This window comes from Sphingopyxis indica (assembly GCF_900188185.1).
Taxonomy (GTDB): domain Bacteria; phylum Pseudomonadota; class Alphaproteobacteria; order Sphingomonadales; family Sphingomonadaceae; genus Sphingopyxis; species Sphingopyxis indica.
Map to the genome: position 1 here is coordinate 158,274 of NZ_FZPA01000009.1, position 17,102 is coordinate 175,375.

General features: G+C 66.0%; 9 protein-coding genes. 3 read left to right on the forward strand and 6 right to left on the reverse strand.

The genetic code is table 11. From position 1 onward, the window contains the following. Positions 1 to 538: 538 nt before the first annotated feature. Positions 539 to 3,883, reverse strand: coding sequence for a TonB-dependent receptor (locus CHB69_RS13160; RefSeq protein WP_342746779.1), 3,345 nt, complete (start codon positions 3,881 to 3,883; stop codon positions 539 to 541). Positions 3,884 to 4,057: 174 nt separating this feature from the next. Between CHB69_RS13160 and CHB69_RS13165 the strand changes: the two genes are divergently transcribed. From CHB69_RS13165 to CHB69_RS13175, 3 genes are read left to right on the forward strand one after another with little or no spacing between them, the layout of a single operon-like run. Beyond that, the gene (locus CHB69_RS13165) at positions 4,058 to 5,593 is read left to right on the forward strand and encodes a tryptophan halogenase family protein (protein WP_089216457.1); all 1,536 of its coding nucleotides are present in this window, start codon (positions 4,058 to 4,060) and stop codon (positions 5,591 to 5,593) included. After that, positions 5,590 to 7,119, forward strand: coding sequence for a tryptophan halogenase family protein (locus CHB69_RS13170; RefSeq protein ID WP_089216458.1), 1,530 nt, complete (start codon positions 5,590 to 5,592; stop codon positions 7,117 to 7,119). Before CHB69_RS13165 ends, CHB69_RS13170 begins: the two co-directional genes overlap by 4 nt. Next, complete coding sequence (locus CHB69_RS13175; protein WP_245836779.1) at positions 7,116 to 8,138, forward strand: cupin-like domain-containing protein; 1,023 nt, start codon at positions 7,116 to 7,118, stop codon at positions 8,136 to 8,138. Before CHB69_RS13170 ends, CHB69_RS13175 begins: the two co-directional genes overlap by 4 nt. A gap of 3 nt (positions 8,139 to 8,141) precedes the next feature. On the opposite strand, the gene CHB69_RS13180 is transcribed toward CHB69_RS13175, so the two are convergent. From CHB69_RS13180 to CHB69_RS13200, 5 genes are all read right to left on the reverse strand, one after another. After that, the gene (locus CHB69_RS13180; RefSeq protein WP_089216459.1) at positions 8,142 to 9,602 is read right to left on the reverse strand and encodes a tryptophan 7-halogenase; all 1,461 of its coding nucleotides are present in this window, start codon (positions 9,600 to 9,602) and stop codon (positions 8,142 to 8,144) included. After that, entirely contained in the window at positions 9,599 to 11,116 is a 1,518-nt protein-coding gene (locus CHB69_RS13185; RefSeq protein ID WP_089216460.1) for a tryptophan halogenase family protein, read from the reverse strand. The genes CHB69_RS13180 and CHB69_RS13185 overlap by 4 nt, the downstream gene beginning before the upstream one ends. A gap of 10 nt (positions 11,117 to 11,126) precedes the next feature. Further along, a complete protein-coding gene (locus CHB69_RS13190) occupies positions 11,127 to 12,554 on the reverse strand; it encodes a sugar porter family MFS transporter (RefSeq protein WP_089216461.1) in 1,428 nt (475 codons plus the stop codon). Between the two features lie 231 nt (positions 12,555 to 12,785). Further along, positions 12,786 to 14,363, reverse strand: a complete 1,578-nt coding sequence (locus CHB69_RS13195; protein WP_245836782.1) for a GH39 family glycosyl hydrolase — start codon at positions 14,361 to 14,363, stop codon at positions 12,786 to 12,788. Positions 14,364 to 14,424: 61 nt separating this feature from the next. Continuing rightward, positions 14,425 to 17,052, reverse strand: coding sequence for a glycoside hydrolase family 2 protein (locus CHB69_RS13200; protein ID WP_245836784.1), 2,628 nt, complete (start codon positions 17,050 to 17,052; stop codon positions 14,425 to 14,427). Between the last annotated feature and the right edge of the window lie 50 nt (positions 17,053 to 17,102).

Here is a 17,102-nt window from a genome sequence, read left to right on the forward strand (position 1 = left end):
CACCCCGGACTCGATCCGGGGTCCATGACTTCGGCGCTGCCATGGATCCCGGATCAAGTCCGGGATGACGAAAGGGCTATCTGCATAATTTGGGTGATCCCCGGCGAAGGCCGGGGTCCATGCGTCAGGCGCGGCGCTTGCGCGCTGGACCCCGGCCATCGCCGGGGATCACCTTATGACGCCGCCGCCGGAACGTCCGTCCCCGACCCCAAGCCGGACATTCGCCGCGAAAAAACCGCTGTCCTACATCATTCGACTGTGTCAGCCTTCGCCCCTGCTCTTTCGATATGTGGATAAAGGCGGTCACGGCCCGATTTACGGACGCGGGCGGGAGTCGGCGCGGCATGATCGCTGAACACAACCCAGCGGCGGCCGCACAAGGCTGAACTTTACTGAACTTTGGAACGACGAGGCGAACCCAGCCCGCGATAACCGAAGACGGCGATGGCAGCTGGTCCCAAACCGGTTATCCCCGAAAACAAGGTGCCGCCGCTCTTGCGAGCAGCGGCACAGGAAGGCGGCAATTTGCGAAAGGGTGCTAGAAATTGCCGCGGAGGATGAAGGAGAAGCGCCGGTCGTTCATGAAATAGGACCGCGGGACGAGCGCTTTCGGATCGCTGGTATAGGCCTGCAGCGTCTTGGTGACCTCGTTGGTCAGGTTCACGCCCTGCACGCCGATCTTGAGATTGTCGGTGATGTTGAAGAAGATCGAAGCGTCGAGCTGGCCCGTGTCGTCGTTGAAGATCGACGTATAGGGGAAGATCACGTCCGCCGCGGTGAGCAGGAAGCGCGAGCGCCAGTTATAGGCGACGCGGATCGACACCGGGCCCTTTTCGTAAAAGGCGGTCGCGTTGACATTATGCTTCGACAGGCCTTCGAGCGGCAGGTTCCCCGCCGGGGTCGTCGAGGTGTTCACCGGACTGCCCGTGTTGAGGAAGCTGTTCGGCAGGCCCGAGCTCTTGATATAGCTGTAGTTGGCGCTGGCGCCGAAGCCGCTCAACAAGCCGGGAAGGAAGTCGAACGTCTGCTGATAGGCAAGCTCGAAGCCCTTGATCTTGCCGTGGCCGTCATAATTTGCCGGTCCCCGGGTCGCGAAGGGGAAGGTGACGCCATTGTTGGTGATCGGCAGATCGACCGTCGACTGATAGAAGAAGTTCTTCACATCCTTGAAAAAGATGTTCGCGGTGATCGACCCGACGCGCGAGAAATAATATTCGGCGGTCGCATCGAACTGCCACGCCGTCGCGGGCTTGAGGTAAGGGTTGCCAACCGATGCGGTGAGCTGTCCATTGCCGTCGACGCCGGTGGTCAGATAGGGCCGGACATAGGCCGTATCGGGCCGCGTCAGCACCCGCGAAATCGCGAGGCGGAACAGCAGATCGTCGGTCACGCCGAAGCGCAGGTTCAGGCTTGGCAACAGATAGCGATAATTATTCTTCGCCGAATTGGGGACGACCGTGCCGGTGGTTCCCGCAAACTGCTGAAGCAGCGCGTAATTTTCGGCGCCGCCGTTGCAGACGCCACCCGGTCGGCGCGCGGGCGTGCCGGGGGGCGCGCCCGCCGGGATGCTGGGCGCGCAGCGCACGTCATAGGGATCGGTGATGCCGAAGTCCGATTGCGACGGTATCAGCGTCGCACCCTGCGTCGCGAGACGCGTCTCGACAAAGCGCACGCCGATATTGCCGGCCGCGCGCAGTCCGCTGTCGCTCGGCGTTTCGAAGTTGAGCATGACATAGGCGTTGAAGTCGCGCTGCTTCACGCGCTGGATTTCGCTCGGCAGATAATGCGTGCCTTCGACCGTCAGCGGGCGATCCTGCGCGCGTTCCCAATCGTTCGCGCCGCCGGCACCATTTTCGGTATGCCAGATGTCGTTGATACCGGTCAGGAAGCCCGCGGCATCGTCATAACCGTCGATCAGATCGCCGGTATAATAATAGCCGCCGATCGGTCCCGGAGTCTGGCCGCGGAAGAAGTTGGGGAAGGTATAGAATTCGGCCTGGTCGCCTCCCGCCTGGTCGAGCGACACCGGCGCGCTTCCCGACCAGACCTCGCTGAGCACACCCCAGTTGTAGGTGGTGTAGCGGATCGTTTGGTCGCGGTCGGCATAGCGCGCGCCGGTCTTGATCTTGCGGATGAAGCTGTCGTCGTCGAAATGATAGGTCAGGTCGCCGCGGAAGGCGAATTCCTGCCCGTCGCTCTCCTCGAAATGGTCCATCGCCGCGCGCCAGAACTGGACGCGCTGGTCGGCGAAATATTGCTCGTCGGTCGCATTCACCAGATCGGGGTTCGGCGCCGCCCAGTCGGCGTTGAGCGTATTGGGCTTGTGCGAGATCAGCACCGGCAGGCTGCCGGTGATGTCGAGTTCCTGGTCGGCGAAGGTCGAGCCGAAGGTGCTCATATCGTCGACGTCGTGGCTCGAATCGGTCCAGTTGGCGTCGAGTTCCATCTCGACGCGATCGCTGAACTTGTGCTGCAGGTTCAGCCCATAGTCGGCGATCGTGTTGCGCTCATAGACCTGGCGGCGCGACAGGCTCTGCTGCATGCCGCCCGTCGGCACGAAGCTGTCGGCGCTGCCGCTACCCGCGCTGCGCCAGCCGGTGCCGGGCAGGGTGATATAGCCGCTCTCGAACAGCCCGTTCTCGTCATATTGATAGTTGGTGAAGCTGCCGACCGGACATTCGGCGCGCGTCGTGCCATTGCCGTTGTATAGCGGGCCGTTGCTGTTCTGGCGGCATCCGACCGGATAGGTATTATATTCCGACAAATCGGGTGCGGTTTCGAACGTATGTTCGCCCCACGCATTGGTCGAATGCGAGCGCAGGAATTGCGCGGTCAGCTTGGTGTCGCCGTCGAGCGATTCCCACTGCGCGGCGAGCGCGATGCCGTTGCGCTTGCGGTCGAAATCCTGGCTGCGATACTGGCCGCCGACCGGCGCATAGGCGACGCCAAGCGGATCGGCGAGCCCGTCGGCGCCCGCCGTTTCGGCGGTGCCACAGGGCGAGCCACCCGGAGGCGTCGTCGTCGTGTCGCTGTCGCCGGGCAGGGGATTGCGGCAGACCAGAACGCCATTGCCGTTCTGGAAGCGGACCTGCTGATTGTCGCGGGTCTGGAAATTGGTGACCTGGATGCCGTCGGCGCGGCTCTTGATCCGCGAATAGGACACGCTGCCGAGCAGGCCGATCGTGCCGATGCCGGTATCCCAGGTGTTGCTGATCAGGAAGGAAGCGGTCGGCGTCCATTCCTTGCGGAAATCGCCGTAATTGGCCTCGGCCGAGAAAGCGACGTGGAAGCCGCGATTGTCGAAGGGCTTGCGCGTGTTGAGGTTGACCGTGCCGGCAAGGCCGCCCTCGATCAGGTCGGCGGTGGCGTTCTTGTAGACCTCGACCGACCCGAGCAGTTCGGACGGCACGTCGGCGAAGTTGATCGCCTGTCCACCGACACCGGCGGAAAAGGCGTCGCGGCCGTTGAATTCCGAGCGCACGAAGTTGAGGCCGCGGATGACGACGCCCGAGCCCTCGACCGAGAAATGGTCGGGGTCGTTGGTGCCCGCGAAGCGGTTGATCGAGATGCCCGGAACGCGCTGCAGCGCTTCGGTGACCGAACGGTCGGGCAGCGCGCCGATGTCCTGTGCGGTGATCGCGTCGACGACGGTGTCGGCGTTGCGCTTGATCTCCTGCGCGTTGGCGAGGCTGGCGCGGATGCCGGTGACGACGATCGCTTCGTCGGAGGCGGGCGCCTCGTCGGCGGTGGCGGTGTCGTCCTGGGCCGCGGCAGGCGCGGCGGCGGCGAGCAGGGCGCTCACCGCGAGTATCGAGGCTCCCGCGCGCATCGCACCCCGGCGCCGCGACGAATCAAGCCCGGACTCGGCAGAAAATTTGGTCACACTCCCCTCCCATGGTAGCGCTATCACAATGTAACGGGAATCTTTGCGTCCCCGTTACCGGCTGTCATATATGGCCTGTCATCCATTGGCAAGTGCGCTTTACGCGGGCATAAGGAATGTGCGATTACCGCGAAAAACCGCGGATCGGGGCCATTGGGAGGGGCTGAAGCGATAATGAAGGATAGCGTTACCGAAATTGCCGACGTCGTGATCGTCGGCGGCGGCACCGCGGGATGGATGGCCGCGGCTGCGCTTTCGCGATTCCTCGCCAACGGGCGCCGGCGGATCACCCTTGTCGAATCGGACGCGATCGGCACGGTCGGGGTGGGCGAGGCAACGATTCCGCCGATCCTGAACTTCAACCGCATGCTCGATATCAACGAGAATGATTTCCTCCGCGCGACGCGCGGCACCTTCAAGCTCGGCATCGAATTTGTGAACTGGGGACGCGCCGGCGACCGCTATATCCATCCCTTCGGCAGCTTCGGCCACGACCTGCACGGCATCGCCTTTCATCAGCTCTGGCTGCGCGAGCGCGTGCGCGGAGAAGCCGGGGACATCGCCGATTATTCGATGAGCGCGGCCGCCGCCGCGCGCGGGCGCTTCGGGCGCCCGGGGCGCGAGGCGAAGCCGCCGCTCTCTGAGCTTTTCTATGCCTTTCACTTCGACGCGAGCCTCTATGCGCGCTTCCTGCGCGGCCTTGCCGAGCGGCAGGGGACGATCCGGCGCGAAGGGCGGATCACCGGGGTCGAACGCGACGGCGAGAGCGGCGACGTCGCGGCGGTCCGGCTCGAAAGCGGCGAGCGTATCGCGGGCGACCTGTTTATCGACTGTTCGGGCTTTCGCGGCCTGCTGATCGAGGAACAGCTTGGCGCGGGCTATGAGGACTGGTCGCGCTGGCTGCCCGCCGACCGCGCGATCGCGGTGCCGACCGCCAATGTCGGGCCGCCCGATCCCTTCACCCGTTCGACCGCGCACGGCGCGGGCTGGCAGTGGCGCATCCCGCTCCAGCACCGCACCGGCAACGGCCATGTCTTTTCGAGCGCTTTCATGGACGAGGATGAGGCGCGTCGCATCCTGCTCGCCAATCTCGAAGGCGAACCGCTCGCCGATCCGCGCACCATCCCCTTTCGCACCGGTCGCCGCAAGCTCAGCTGGAGCCACAATGTTATCGCGCTCGGCCTCTCGTCGGGCTTCTTGGAACCGCTCGAATCGACGAGCATCCATCTGATTCAAAACGGTATCCAGCGCCTTCTCGCACTCTTTCCAGACAAGCCGGTCAGCCCGGTCGAGCGCGACGAATATAATCGCGGGATGCGCGATCTTTACGAGGATGTCCGCGACTTCATCATCCTCCATTACAAGGCGACGCAGCGCGATGACACGCCCTTCTGGCGCCACGTCCGCGACATGGACATTCCCGACAGCCTGGCGCGCAAGATCGAGTTGTGGCGCCTCCACGGCCGCATCTTTCGTGAAAATGCCGAGCTGTTCGGCGTGACGAGCTGGGTCGCGGTGCTGCTCGGCCAGAATATCCGGCCCGAACGCTACGACCCCGTCGCCGACACGCTGGACGAGGCGAAGGTCGCCGCCGCGATGGCCGAGATGCGCGCCGCCTACGCCCGCGCCGCCGAACGGCTGCCGGCGCAGGACGAGTTTCTGAAAGTCGCGGGCGCCTGGGCCGCCGAGGCGGCGGAGGCGGCGGCGTGATCGCCGATCCCGTGCGCCGCATCGTCATCGTCGGCGGCGGCACCGCGGGCTGGATGGCGGCCGCCGCCATCTCGCGCATCATGGGCGCGCTGCCGGGGCTCGAGATCGAGCTGATCGAGAGCGAGGCGATCGGCACGGTCGGCGTCGGCGAGGCGACGATCCCGCAAATCTGCCTGTTCAACGCGATGCTCGGCATCGACGAGGACGAGTTCGTCCGCGAAACCCACGCGACCTACAAGCTGGGGATCGAGTTCGTCGACTGGACGCGCATCGGCCATCGTTATGTCCATCCCTTCGGCTTTTACGGGCTCGACATGATGGGGATCGAATTTCACCATCACTGGCTGAAGGGGCAGCGGCTCGGCGATACGAGCCGCCTTGACGATTATGCGATCGCGGCGGTCGCTGCGGCGACGAACCGCTTCCTGCGTCCGCGTCCCGACCAGCCCAAATCGCCGCTGTCGAAGCTCGGCTATGCCTTTCAGTTCGATGCCGGCCGCTACGCGCGCTACCTGCGCGCCCGCGCCGAGCGGCAGGGGGTGACGCGCACCGAGGGACGCATCGTCTCGGTCGAGCAGGATGGGGCAAGCGGTTTCGTCACCGGCGTCACGCTCGATGGCGGGGCGCGGGTCGAGGGCGATTTCTTCATCGACTGTTCGGGCTTCCGTTCGCTGCTGCTCGGGCAGACCCTCGGGGTCGATTTCGTCGACTGGACCGACTGGCTGCCGTGCGACCGCGCGGTCGCCATTCCCTGCACGCTCGGCGGCGACCGCCAGCCGATCACCCGCTCGACCGCGCGCCCAGCCGGCTGGCAATGGCGCATTCCGCTCCAGCACCGCATCGGCAACGGCCATGTCTATTCGTCGCGCCATATGAGCGACGACGAGGCGGTGGCGCTGCTGCTCGCCAATCTCGACGGAGAACCACTCGCCGAGCCCAATATGCTGCGCTTCACCGGCGGGCACCGCGCGCGCGCGTGGGAAAAGAATGTCGTCGCGCTGGGGCTGTCGGGCGGCTTCCTCGAACCGCTCGAATCGACCGCGATCCACCTCGTCCAGTCGGGGATTGCGCGGCTGATGACCTTGTTCCCGACGCGCGCCTTCGGCGATGCCGAGCGCGAGCGCTATAATCGCGAGACGGTGCGCGAATATGTCGACATCCGCGATTTCCTCGTCCTCCACTACAAGGCGACGACGCGCGACGACACGGACTTCTGGACCTATTGCCGCACGCTCGAACCGCCCGAAGGGCTCGCCGAAAAGATCGCGATGTTCCGATCGTCGGGGCGCGTGTTTCGCGAGCATAACGAGCTGTTCACCGAAACGAGCTGGCTCGCGGTGCTCGTCGGGCAGGGGATCGAAGCGGGCGGCTATCACCCCGCCGCCGACCTGCTGCCCGACGCGGAGACGCTGCGCCGCCTGACGCATATCCGCCGGATCGTCGCCGAAACGGCCGAGGCGATGCCGACGCAGGAGCAGTTCCTGCGCGATCATGGCAGCGCGATCGCGGCCGAGGCGGTGATGTGAGCGCGCTGGGCCCACTCCCGAGCATCGCCGAAGTCGATGCCGCCGATGCTGCATCCTTTGCGGAACTGCGCGCCGAACGGCGCCCGGCGGTGCTGCGCGGGCTCGTCGCTGGCTGGCCCGCGGTCGCCGCCGCGCGGCGCGGCGACGCCGGGATCGTCGACTATCTGGTCGATTGCGCGCCGACGCGCCCCGTCTCGGGGATTATGGCGCCCGCCGAGGCGCACGGGCGCTTCTTTTACAACGACGACCTGACCGGCCTCAATTTCCGGCGCCTGAACGGGCGGCTCGAGGATTTCCTGCGCGAACTGCTGCGCATCGCCGGAGCCGAGGCACCGCCCGCGATGGCGGTGCAGTCGGAGGCGATCGCCGAACTGCTGCCGCCCTTTGCGCGCGCGAACCGGCTCGACCTGTTGCCGCACGTCGCACCGCGCATCTGGATCGGCAACCGCATCCGCGTCGCGCCGCACTATGATCTGATGGAGAATGTCGCCTGCTGCGTCGCCGGGCGCCGGCGCTTCACGCTGTTTCCGCCCGACCAGCTCGCGAACCTCTATCCCGGTCCGTTCGAGCTTACCCCGGCGGGGACGCCGATCAGCATGGTCGATCCGGCCGACCCCGACCTGGAGCGCTATCCGAAGTTCGCGATTGCGTGGGGCAGCGCGAGCGAAGCGACGCTTGAGCCCGGCGACGCGCTCTATATTCCCTATATGTGGTGGCACGGCGTCGAATCGCTCGAAGCGGTGAGCATCCTCGTCAACTATTGGTGGACCGATCATGATGCGGCGCTCGGGGCGCCTTATGACGCGCTGCTTCACAATCTCTTCGCTTTTCGCCACCTGCCGCCCGCCGACCGCGCGATCTGGCGCGATCTGCTCGACCATTATGTGTTCGAGGTGAACGGCGACCCCGCCGCGCATTTGCCGCCCCACGCGCAGGGCATATTGGGTCCCGCCTCGCCGCAGCGTCTTGGCGCGATGCGGACGATGTTGCGGCGGATCTTCGGGGGTAGCGAACGTTAGGCTTCAGCCCTCGCGCAGGACATGCGCGATCCACGCGCCATAGGGCGGGGCGGCGTCGAGCGCGGCGGCGACCTTGCGGTCGAGCGCCGCCGCCGCGCGGCGTCCGGATGCTTCGCCCTCGGCGAGCGACAGGGCGCTGCGCTGCGCCGGCACGCCGAGCGCGTGGAGCAGCGCCGCCCATTCGCTCGTCGATACCGTCGCTTCCTCGGTGATCGGCAGCCGCTGGCGCCGCGCGAACTGGTCGAGCATCCGATCGAGCGCCGGCGACCGTTCGAGAGCGGCGAGCCGGTGCGCCGCGGCGGGGGCGGCATAGTGCGAGGCGATCCAGTCGCGCGCGCCATCGGCCATCAGCGCGAAGCGGCGATTATATTCGGCGCGCTCGCGCGGGTCGATCGCGCGGCCAGGGAACAAGTCGAGCAGCAGGTCGATCTGCCGGTGCGCGAGGTCGAGCGCGACCCCGGCAAGCGGCTCGAAACGCGCCGCCGCGTCGCCGATCGCGACGACATTGCCCGTCCATGGCTGTTCCTGCCGCCCCGCGTCGATCGGGAAACGGTCGGCGGGCGGCGCGCCGAGCGCCGCCTCGACCGCTGCGTCGGAGACATCGTCGGGCACGGCGAGGAAGCGCGTCACGCCGTCGCGCCCGGCTTGCTCCCAGCACCAGCCCGCGTCGGTAAAGGCGATCGTATCGGCGAGGTCGAGCCGCGGCGCTGCTGGCGGTGCGACGGCAAGGCTGCGCGCCGGGAGCGCGCCGCGCCAGTCGATCCAGCGCCGGTCGGGCTGCGCCGCCGAGAGCAGCGCGGCGGTTCCCGAGGCGTCGACGAGCAGGTCCGCCGCGACCGCATCCGAACCGGCGAGCTGGATCGCGGCGATGCCGCCGTCGAGCGTCGTTTGCACCGCGCTCACCGGCCCCGGATGATGGCGCACGCCGAGTTGCGCCGCGATGCCGATCAACAGGTCGCGATAGGCGGGGGCGTTCCAGCGCAGCGCGTAATCGACCTCGGCGAGCGGCGAGGGCGCTTCGCCGCCCGGCGGCATGAAGCGGCCGGCTTCGGCCAGCGCGGCACCGACCGAGCCCGCGGGCGCGCCGCCGGCCGCCTTGTGCGCGCCGCCGCCCCATTCGCGCGCGAAGGCGCTGTTGAGCTTGGGATCGACCGCGCCGCCATAAGCGGTGAGTCCAATGCTTCCGGGCCCTGCCCAGCCGGTGTAGCGCATCGCGAGGCGGTGGCTTGCCCCGGCGCGGCGGACGAGCGCCTCTTCGCCCACCCCCAGCCGGTCGTGCAGCCGGTTGGTGAAGGGCAGGGCGGTGCCGATATGGTCGGCGAAAGCGACGGGGTCGATCGGCGTGCCGACGACCAGCACGTCGGTCGCTGGGCTCGCGCGCTTGATTGCGATCGCCGCAAGCACGCCGACCTGGCCAGCGCCGACGACGGCGACGCGGCGCAGCGGTTCGCGCGCGGCGCTCATGGCGCGGCCGCCAGGCGTTCGGCACGCGCGGTCAGATAGGCGCGGTGGCCGGGCATCGCCGCGACCTCGCCGGCAATCGCGGCCTTGAGCGCGTCCATTGCGCCGCACATCCGCCCCGGATCGGGGATCGCCGCGCGCGGATCGTGGCGTTCGGGCACAACGCCCTGGCCCAGATAGACCGCGATCCAGCTTGCGTCGTAGAACAGCCCTTCGCTGTAAAGCTCGACGCGCCCCGCCTCGCGCCACAGCTCCAGCTTGCGCTCCAGCGTATCGGGCACCGTCATCGTGCGGACATGATCCCAGAAGGGCGCGTCGTCGCGGGTCGTCGCGTGATAATGGAGGATCAGGAAGTCGCGGATGCGATCATATTCCATGTCGATCAGGCGGTTGAATTCGTCGCGGTCGCGCGCGTCGATCCGCCCGCCCGTCGGGAACAGCTCGATCAGATAGGTGATCGCGATCTGCGCAAGATAGAGCGAGGTCGATTCGAGCGGTTCGAGAAAGCCGCTCGCCAGCCCGACACCAACGACGTTGCGGCTCCACGAGCGCCTCCGCCGGCCGGGGCGAAAGCGCAGCACGCGCGGTTCGGCGAGCCGGTCACCTGACGCCGCCGCGCGGATCGCCTCGCACGCCTCGTCTTCGGAGAGGAAGGCGCTCGCAAAGACATAGCCATTGCCCATGCGGTGCTGGAGCGGGATGCGCCAGCGCCACCCGGCGGGCATCGCGACCGCGGTAGTATAGGGCGCGATTTCCTGGTCGACATGCGCGGTGGGCATCGCCGCGGCGCGGTCGCACGGCAGCCAGTGCGACCAATCCTCCCAATCCTCGCCGAGCGTGGCCCCGAGCATCAGCGAGCGAAAGCCCGAGCAATCGACGAAGATGTCGCCCGCGATCTCACGCCCGTCGGCGAGCTTGAGAGCGGTGACATCGCCGCTTTCGGCGTCCTGCCGCACCTCGGTCACCAGCCCCTCGATCCGCGTCACGCCGAGCGGCAGCGCGAAATCGCGCAGATAGGGGCCGAACAGCGTCGCGTCGAACTGATAGGCATAGCCATAGGTCGAGCGCAGGCTGTCGTCCTCGGCGGGCGGCGCGAAGCGGTTCGCCTTCGCCGCCTCGACCGCAAGCGAATAGTCGCCGATCGGCCCCGCCATGCCGCGCGCCGCGAGTTCGAGCCAATAATGGTGAAAGGGGACGCCCGCGACCTTTTCGCCGAAGGTGCCGAAAGGATGAATATAGCTTTCGCCGATCCGCCCGAAATCGCGAAAGTCGATCCCGAGCTTGTAGGTCGCGTGCGTCGCGCGCATGAAGTCGGCCTCGTCGATGCCGAGCCGCTCGACGAAGCCGCGAATATGCGGCAGCGTCGCCTCGCCGACCCCGACGATTCCGATGTCCTCGCTTTCGATCAGCGTGACCGTGACGCGGGGGCCGAGCAGTTTCGCGAGGGCGCTCGCGCTCATCCATCCCGCCGTGCCGCCCCCCAGCACGACGATGCGGATTTTGCTGCCCCCGCTCATCGTGCGCCGGTCAGCCGACGCGCGTTGTCGGCGCGGTCCAGCCTTCCATCTCTTCGAGTTCCTTGCCCTTGGTCTCCTTGATGAAGCTCTTGACGAGGAAGAAGCTGATCACCGCGCTGATCGTATAGAGCAGATAGGTGTTCGAAAGGCCGAGCCCGCTCGCCATCAGCGGGAAGCTCTGCACGACCAGGAAGTTGGCGCCCCATTGCGCGAGCCCCGCGACCGCGAGCGCCGAGCCGCGGATCTGGTTCGGGAACATCTCGCCCAGCATCACCCACATCACCGGCCCCCAGCTGACGTTGAAGAAGATGACATAGAGGTTCGCCGAAACGAGCGCGACCCAGCCGGCGCCCGGCGCGAGCGCGAGATTGCCCGCGGCGTCCTGCGCCGCGCCCGAAAAGGCCCAGGTCATCGCGCCGAGCGTCACCGCCATGCCGACCGACCCGATCAGCAGCAGCGGCTTGCGGCCGATCTTGTCGATCACCAGGATGGTGACGAAACAGGCCGCGATCGACACGACGCCCGAAATGATGTTGCGTTCGAGCGCTACCGCTTCGGAGACGCCCGCGAGCTTCCACAGCGTCTCGCCATAATAGAAGATGACGTTGATCCCGACGAATTGCTGGAAGGTCGCGAGCAGCAGGCCAGCCCATACGATCGGACGGAAGATGGTGCCCGGCGCGGTGACGTCGGCGAGGCGCGGGCGATGGTCTTCCGAGAAGCTGGCACGGATTTCGCCGATCTTGCGGTCGGCCTCGGCGGAGCCGAACAGGCGGGTCAGGACGCCGCGCGCCTGTTCGTCGCGGCCGGTGCCGACGAGGTGGCGCGGGCTTTCGGGAATGAAGAAGAGCGCGACCAGAAAGACGACCGCGGGGATCGCCTGCGCGAGATACATCCAGCGCCACGCGGGGCGGCCGGCGATGTCGCCGAGCGAGCTGCCCGCCGCCTGTTGCAGCATATAATTGACCACGAAGGCAGCGGTCAGGCCGGTGATGATCATCACCTGCTGCACTGTGGTCAGCCGCCCGCGGATGTTCGCGGGCGCGACTTCGGAGATGTAGAGCGGCGACAGCACGCTCGCCGCGCCGACCGCCATGCCCCCCGCGAAGCGCGCGACGACGAACAGCGCATGCACCGTGGTCAGTCCCTGGATCAGCGCGCCGACGACGAACAGCGCGGCGGCGATCAGCATCACCTTGCGCCGCCCCATCAGGTCGGCGAGCCGGCCCGCGAAAAAGGCGCCCGCCGCGCAGCCGAGAAGCAGCGAACCGACGGTGAAGCCGAGCGCGGCGTCGTCGAGCGCGAAGGCGGTCTTGAGCCCCTCCTGCGTGCCGTTCACTGCGCCGCTGTCATATCCGAAGAGCAGGCCGCCGATCGTCGCCACCGCGACAATGGCCGAAATCAGCGCCATATTCACGCTCGTGCGCGCACTCGTCATAAATCCTCCCCAACCAAGGCCCGTTTTTTCGGGCAGCGATGTTAGCGCTAACTATATCCGGCGGAGCGGCGCCGGCAAGTGCAAATATTCGATCGATAAGTGGAAATTCGCTCCATCCCGCCTTCTATTCCCGCCCCGGCGGCGAGATCAAGGCCAGGAAGGCGACGCGCACGCCGGCATCGGACGCGCGAGCGCGGATCGCCACCCGGCCAGAACCCGAAACGGAGCGACTTATCGTGCGATCTTCTCGATCCTGACCAGCAGCACATCGTTGGTCCGAAGCGGGATGTCGCGGCGCAAGCTTCCGTCGGCGCCGACCCTCACGTTCCGGTCGAGTTCCGGCGCGTCCCTCGTGAGGTCCTGCAGGACGGCGATCTGTTCGGGTGTCAGCTTTTCGGGGCGGCCCCATTCCATATAGCGGGTATAGGGATCATTGGCCTTGTAGCCTGTGCGATAGACCCGCAGCCGATAGCTGCCTGGCTCGAGCGAGGACAGGTTCAACTCGATCGGCGCCAGTTGCGCGGCGGGGTGGATCTTGGTGAAATAGGGGCGGTTGCTCTCATTCTGGTCGGGGATCGTATAGTTCCAGATCAGCCCCACGAAATTGTCCCCCTCGCGCGTCAACCAGGATTCTGCGTCGCTGTTGCGCAGTTCCTGCGAACCAAGGGCGTTCAGATATTTATATGCGAAAAAGGCGGATTTGCGGATACCTTCCCGGTTGACGAGACCGAAGCCGCCATGGAAGGGCGTGGGTGGCGGGCCCGGCTCCTCGAACAGGTCGGAATAGACCCAATAGCTCATCGACTGGGCGTCCTTTTCGGTGCCCTTCAGCTTGTTGAGGATGAAAGGGGCGCTCAGATAGGCGTCGTGAATGGGGTCGCGCGGATTGTAGCTCGTGCTCCATTCCGTGATATAGAGCGGAAGGCCGGGCCTGGGCGACGCCTCGATCTCGCCGCGCACCTTCCGGATGTCGCCGATCACCGCGTCGCGATCGGGCACCAGCTTGTTGTCGCCCTGGCCCTTTTCGTCGAGAAAGCCTCCGGCCACGCCATAGCTATGGGTGGCGATGAAATCGACGGGCAGGTCGTTCGCTTCGGCATAGGCGATGAATTCGGGAACCCATCCCGCCCCTGCGGTGGCGGGGCCGCCGACCTTCAACGCCGGATTGACGCCGCGGATGGCCTTCACCGTGCTCTCATAGAGCCGGAAATAGCCCTGCTGGTCCGCATCGACCCAGAAGCCGTCGAGATTGGGCTCGTTCCAGATTTCGAAGCGCCAGCTTTCGACTTCTTCCCTGCCGAAATTGGCCTCCAGATTCTGGACGAAGGCGGTGATGAAACCGGACCATTTCGCCCAATCCTTGGGCGGCGACACATTGCCCTGCCAGTAAAAGATGGTCTGGTCTGTCGATGCCAGATCCTTCGGCATGAAGCTGACTTCGATCATCGGCTTGAAACCGGCCTTCAGCACTTCGCGGTACACCTGATTCACCCGGTCGAAATTATAATAGGGCCGCCCGTCGATCTCCCGATAGGCGTCGGTATAGTCGGTGAAAATGCCGTGGAAGCGGATATATTTGAATCCCGTTTCGTCATGCACCAGCCGCATCTGGTCCTGGTTTTCCTTGCGCAGCAACAGGCCGGCATGACCCGAGCCCACGCAATCCTGCCACGCCTTGCTCATGGGGCCCGCGATCGCGTTCATGTCGGCGGCGATCGTGCGCGCATCCTTCGCCGACGCCTGAACGGTTGTCAGCGAGAAGATCGCCGCCATCGCCGCGACCGTCAATTTTCCAGTGAGAGATTGCATCTGAAGGTGCCTTTCATCCATCTCGAACCCGTGCAGCGGGCCGCACTTCCTGTCATTTGGTTCACATCGCGCCGATGATGCGGATTTCGGCGACGCCCGCTGGCGCGCCGGCCGGCGCCACGATCCTGACCCGCAGGCGCGACCCGACCACGCGTTTCACGTCGATGTTTCGCGTCTGCGCGGTGTCGGCCGTTGCCGATTGATCGGCCACAACGGCCCAATTTCCGTTCTGGCCTTCTACTTCGGCGACAAAGCGATAATTGCCGGGCTGCGGGAAGGTGATTTCCAGCCTGCGGAACTGCAATATCTTCTCCGGGCTGATCGAAACCCACGGCGCGTCATCGTCACTCTTGGCGATCCACCAGGTGCCGGGGTCACCGTCGTTGACCAGTCGGGATGAGTGACCGTGCGCGCTCGAACTCGCGCCCGTCGGGTTGTCCTTCCCGAAAACGGCGTCGGGGAAGTATAGGAATTCGGCGTCGGTTCGCTTGGCCTCGGTATAAGGCCGGTCGGGCGCGAGTGCGGTCACGCCGGGCACGAACGCCGGCCCGCTGGTCGTTTCTATGACCAGAACGGCGTCTTTCAGGCCGGGCGAACGGGCACGCAGGACGGTTTTGCCCGATTGCCAGCTGCGCATCGCAATCGCTGCCTGTCCATCGCGGATCGGGATGTCGCTGTCCGGCGCAAAGCGGATCGTCCGGCCGGTGGGGAGTTCACCCGGCCCGGATTCGATGGAAAGCGTCACGGGCGGACTGTTGCTCAGCGCGCGGCCCTCGGCATCGACGACGGTCACCACCAGATGCACGTCGTCGGTCCCGTCGGCCCGCTCGATCGCCGCGCTGCTCGATGTCAGGCGCAGTCCGGCCGGCTTGCCCGGCTTTGGCCATTCGGGCGGCGCCACCCCGCGATAGGCGTTGCGGAACCAGTAATAGCTGCGCTTTGGCAGGCGGGCATAGTCGACGATGCCCATCGACCCGAACCGCCGTCCGACGATCGAACCATGATCGAATCCTGCCCAGACGGCTTCGCCCGAGCGCCACGGAAGCCGCCACGAATAATCGACACCCTTCTCCGCGCCGGGCGTGTTCACCAGGTCGCCCCACGGCGCTTTATAGGGGCCAGGGCGGTCGAACATCGGCGATCCATGTTCCGAAACCACGTTGGGAATGCCGGGATCGGGGAAAAGCGCCGCGCCGTCGCCATTATAGCCTGCTATGTCGCCGAGCTTGTCGATCTCGCCCCGCTGCGCGCCGCCGATGGCGGCAGGGCGCGTGGGGTCGAGCCGGTGGCTGAGCTCGACCAGCTCCTTCAGAAAACGGCGGACCTCCGGCATGACCTCGCCAGCCGAGAAGAAGGGTTCGTTGCTCATGCTCCAGACGATGACCGAAGGATGATTGCGCGCGATGCGGATCATCTCGGTCAACTGCTGTTTGACGCTCTCCTCGAAACCGGCCCTGTGCGCGGGATCGACCGGATAGGCACTCGACATCCAGCTGCCGTCGGGGCCAAAGCCGCCGATCCCCCAGAAGGGCGTTTCGGACCAGAACAACATGCCGATCCGGTCGGTCGCTTCGACGAAGTGCGGATCGTGCGGGTAGTGCGAACCGCGGATGAAGTCGAAGCCCGCATCCTTCATCATTTGCACGTCGCGTTCCATCGCGCGGTTGGACACGGCATCGCCCCAGCCCGCCTGGTCCTGATGGACATTGGCGCCTTTGAAATAGCGATGCTTGCCGTTGAGGAAGAAGCCCCGATCGGCGGTCCATTCGAACCAGCGGAAGCCGAAAGGTGTCTCGTAACGATCGACGGCTCGCCCGTTGGCCATCACCGTGGTCACCGCCCTGTAGAGGACCGGCGTTTCCGGGCTCCAGAGCGAGGGGCTGACGATCGGGTTGGACAGCTGACTTATTGTCGCCAGGCCACCCGCCCCGAGCCGCCTGGCGCCGCCGTCCATCACGGCGACGATCTTACCGGCCGGATCGCGGATTTCCGTGCGCAGGGAAACGCTGACGGCCTTGGTGCTGACGTTGCGGACCTCGGTTTCCAACGCGACCCGGCCACTCCTTTCCGAAAGTTCGGGCGTCGTCGCCCTTGTGCCGTACCAGGGGACGTGAACCTGATCCGTCGTCACCAGCCAGACGTCGCGATAGAGTCCGCCCTGGAACACATGCTCACCCGCGCGCGGGGCCAGCGCGGGCTCCCAGAGATTGTTGACGCGCACCGCGATGACATTCTCGCCCACCTTGGCGGCCGCGCTAATGTCAATGGAGAAACCCGTATAACCGCCGCGATGGCGCCCGACGGGGGAGCCGTTGACGAAGATTTCGGCATCCTGGAATGCACCCTCGAACTCGAGCGCGATCCGCCGGCCGCGCCATGCTTCGGGCACGGTCAGGCGTTTCCTGTACCATCCATAGCCGGTGTAGAATTGCGATGCCTGAAAATAGGGGATGCCAAAGCTGTGCGGCAGTCCAACCGGCTGCCACGCGCCGTCGTCATATGCCGCCTGCTGGGCTCCGGGCGCATCGCCGAGGTGGAACAGCCAATCGGCATTGAAGTTGCGTCGTTCGCGCGCAATCGTCGCTGCACGCTCCTCGCCCGCCCGCGCACCGGCCTGTGCGGGCATGATCGCGGCAATGCCGAGCATCGCTGCTGCCGGCACCGTCAACCACTTCACCAGTTGGTTCATTCTCTTCTCCGGGCACTCGAACTGTCCATGTCAGCGCCGGGGAGGGGGAA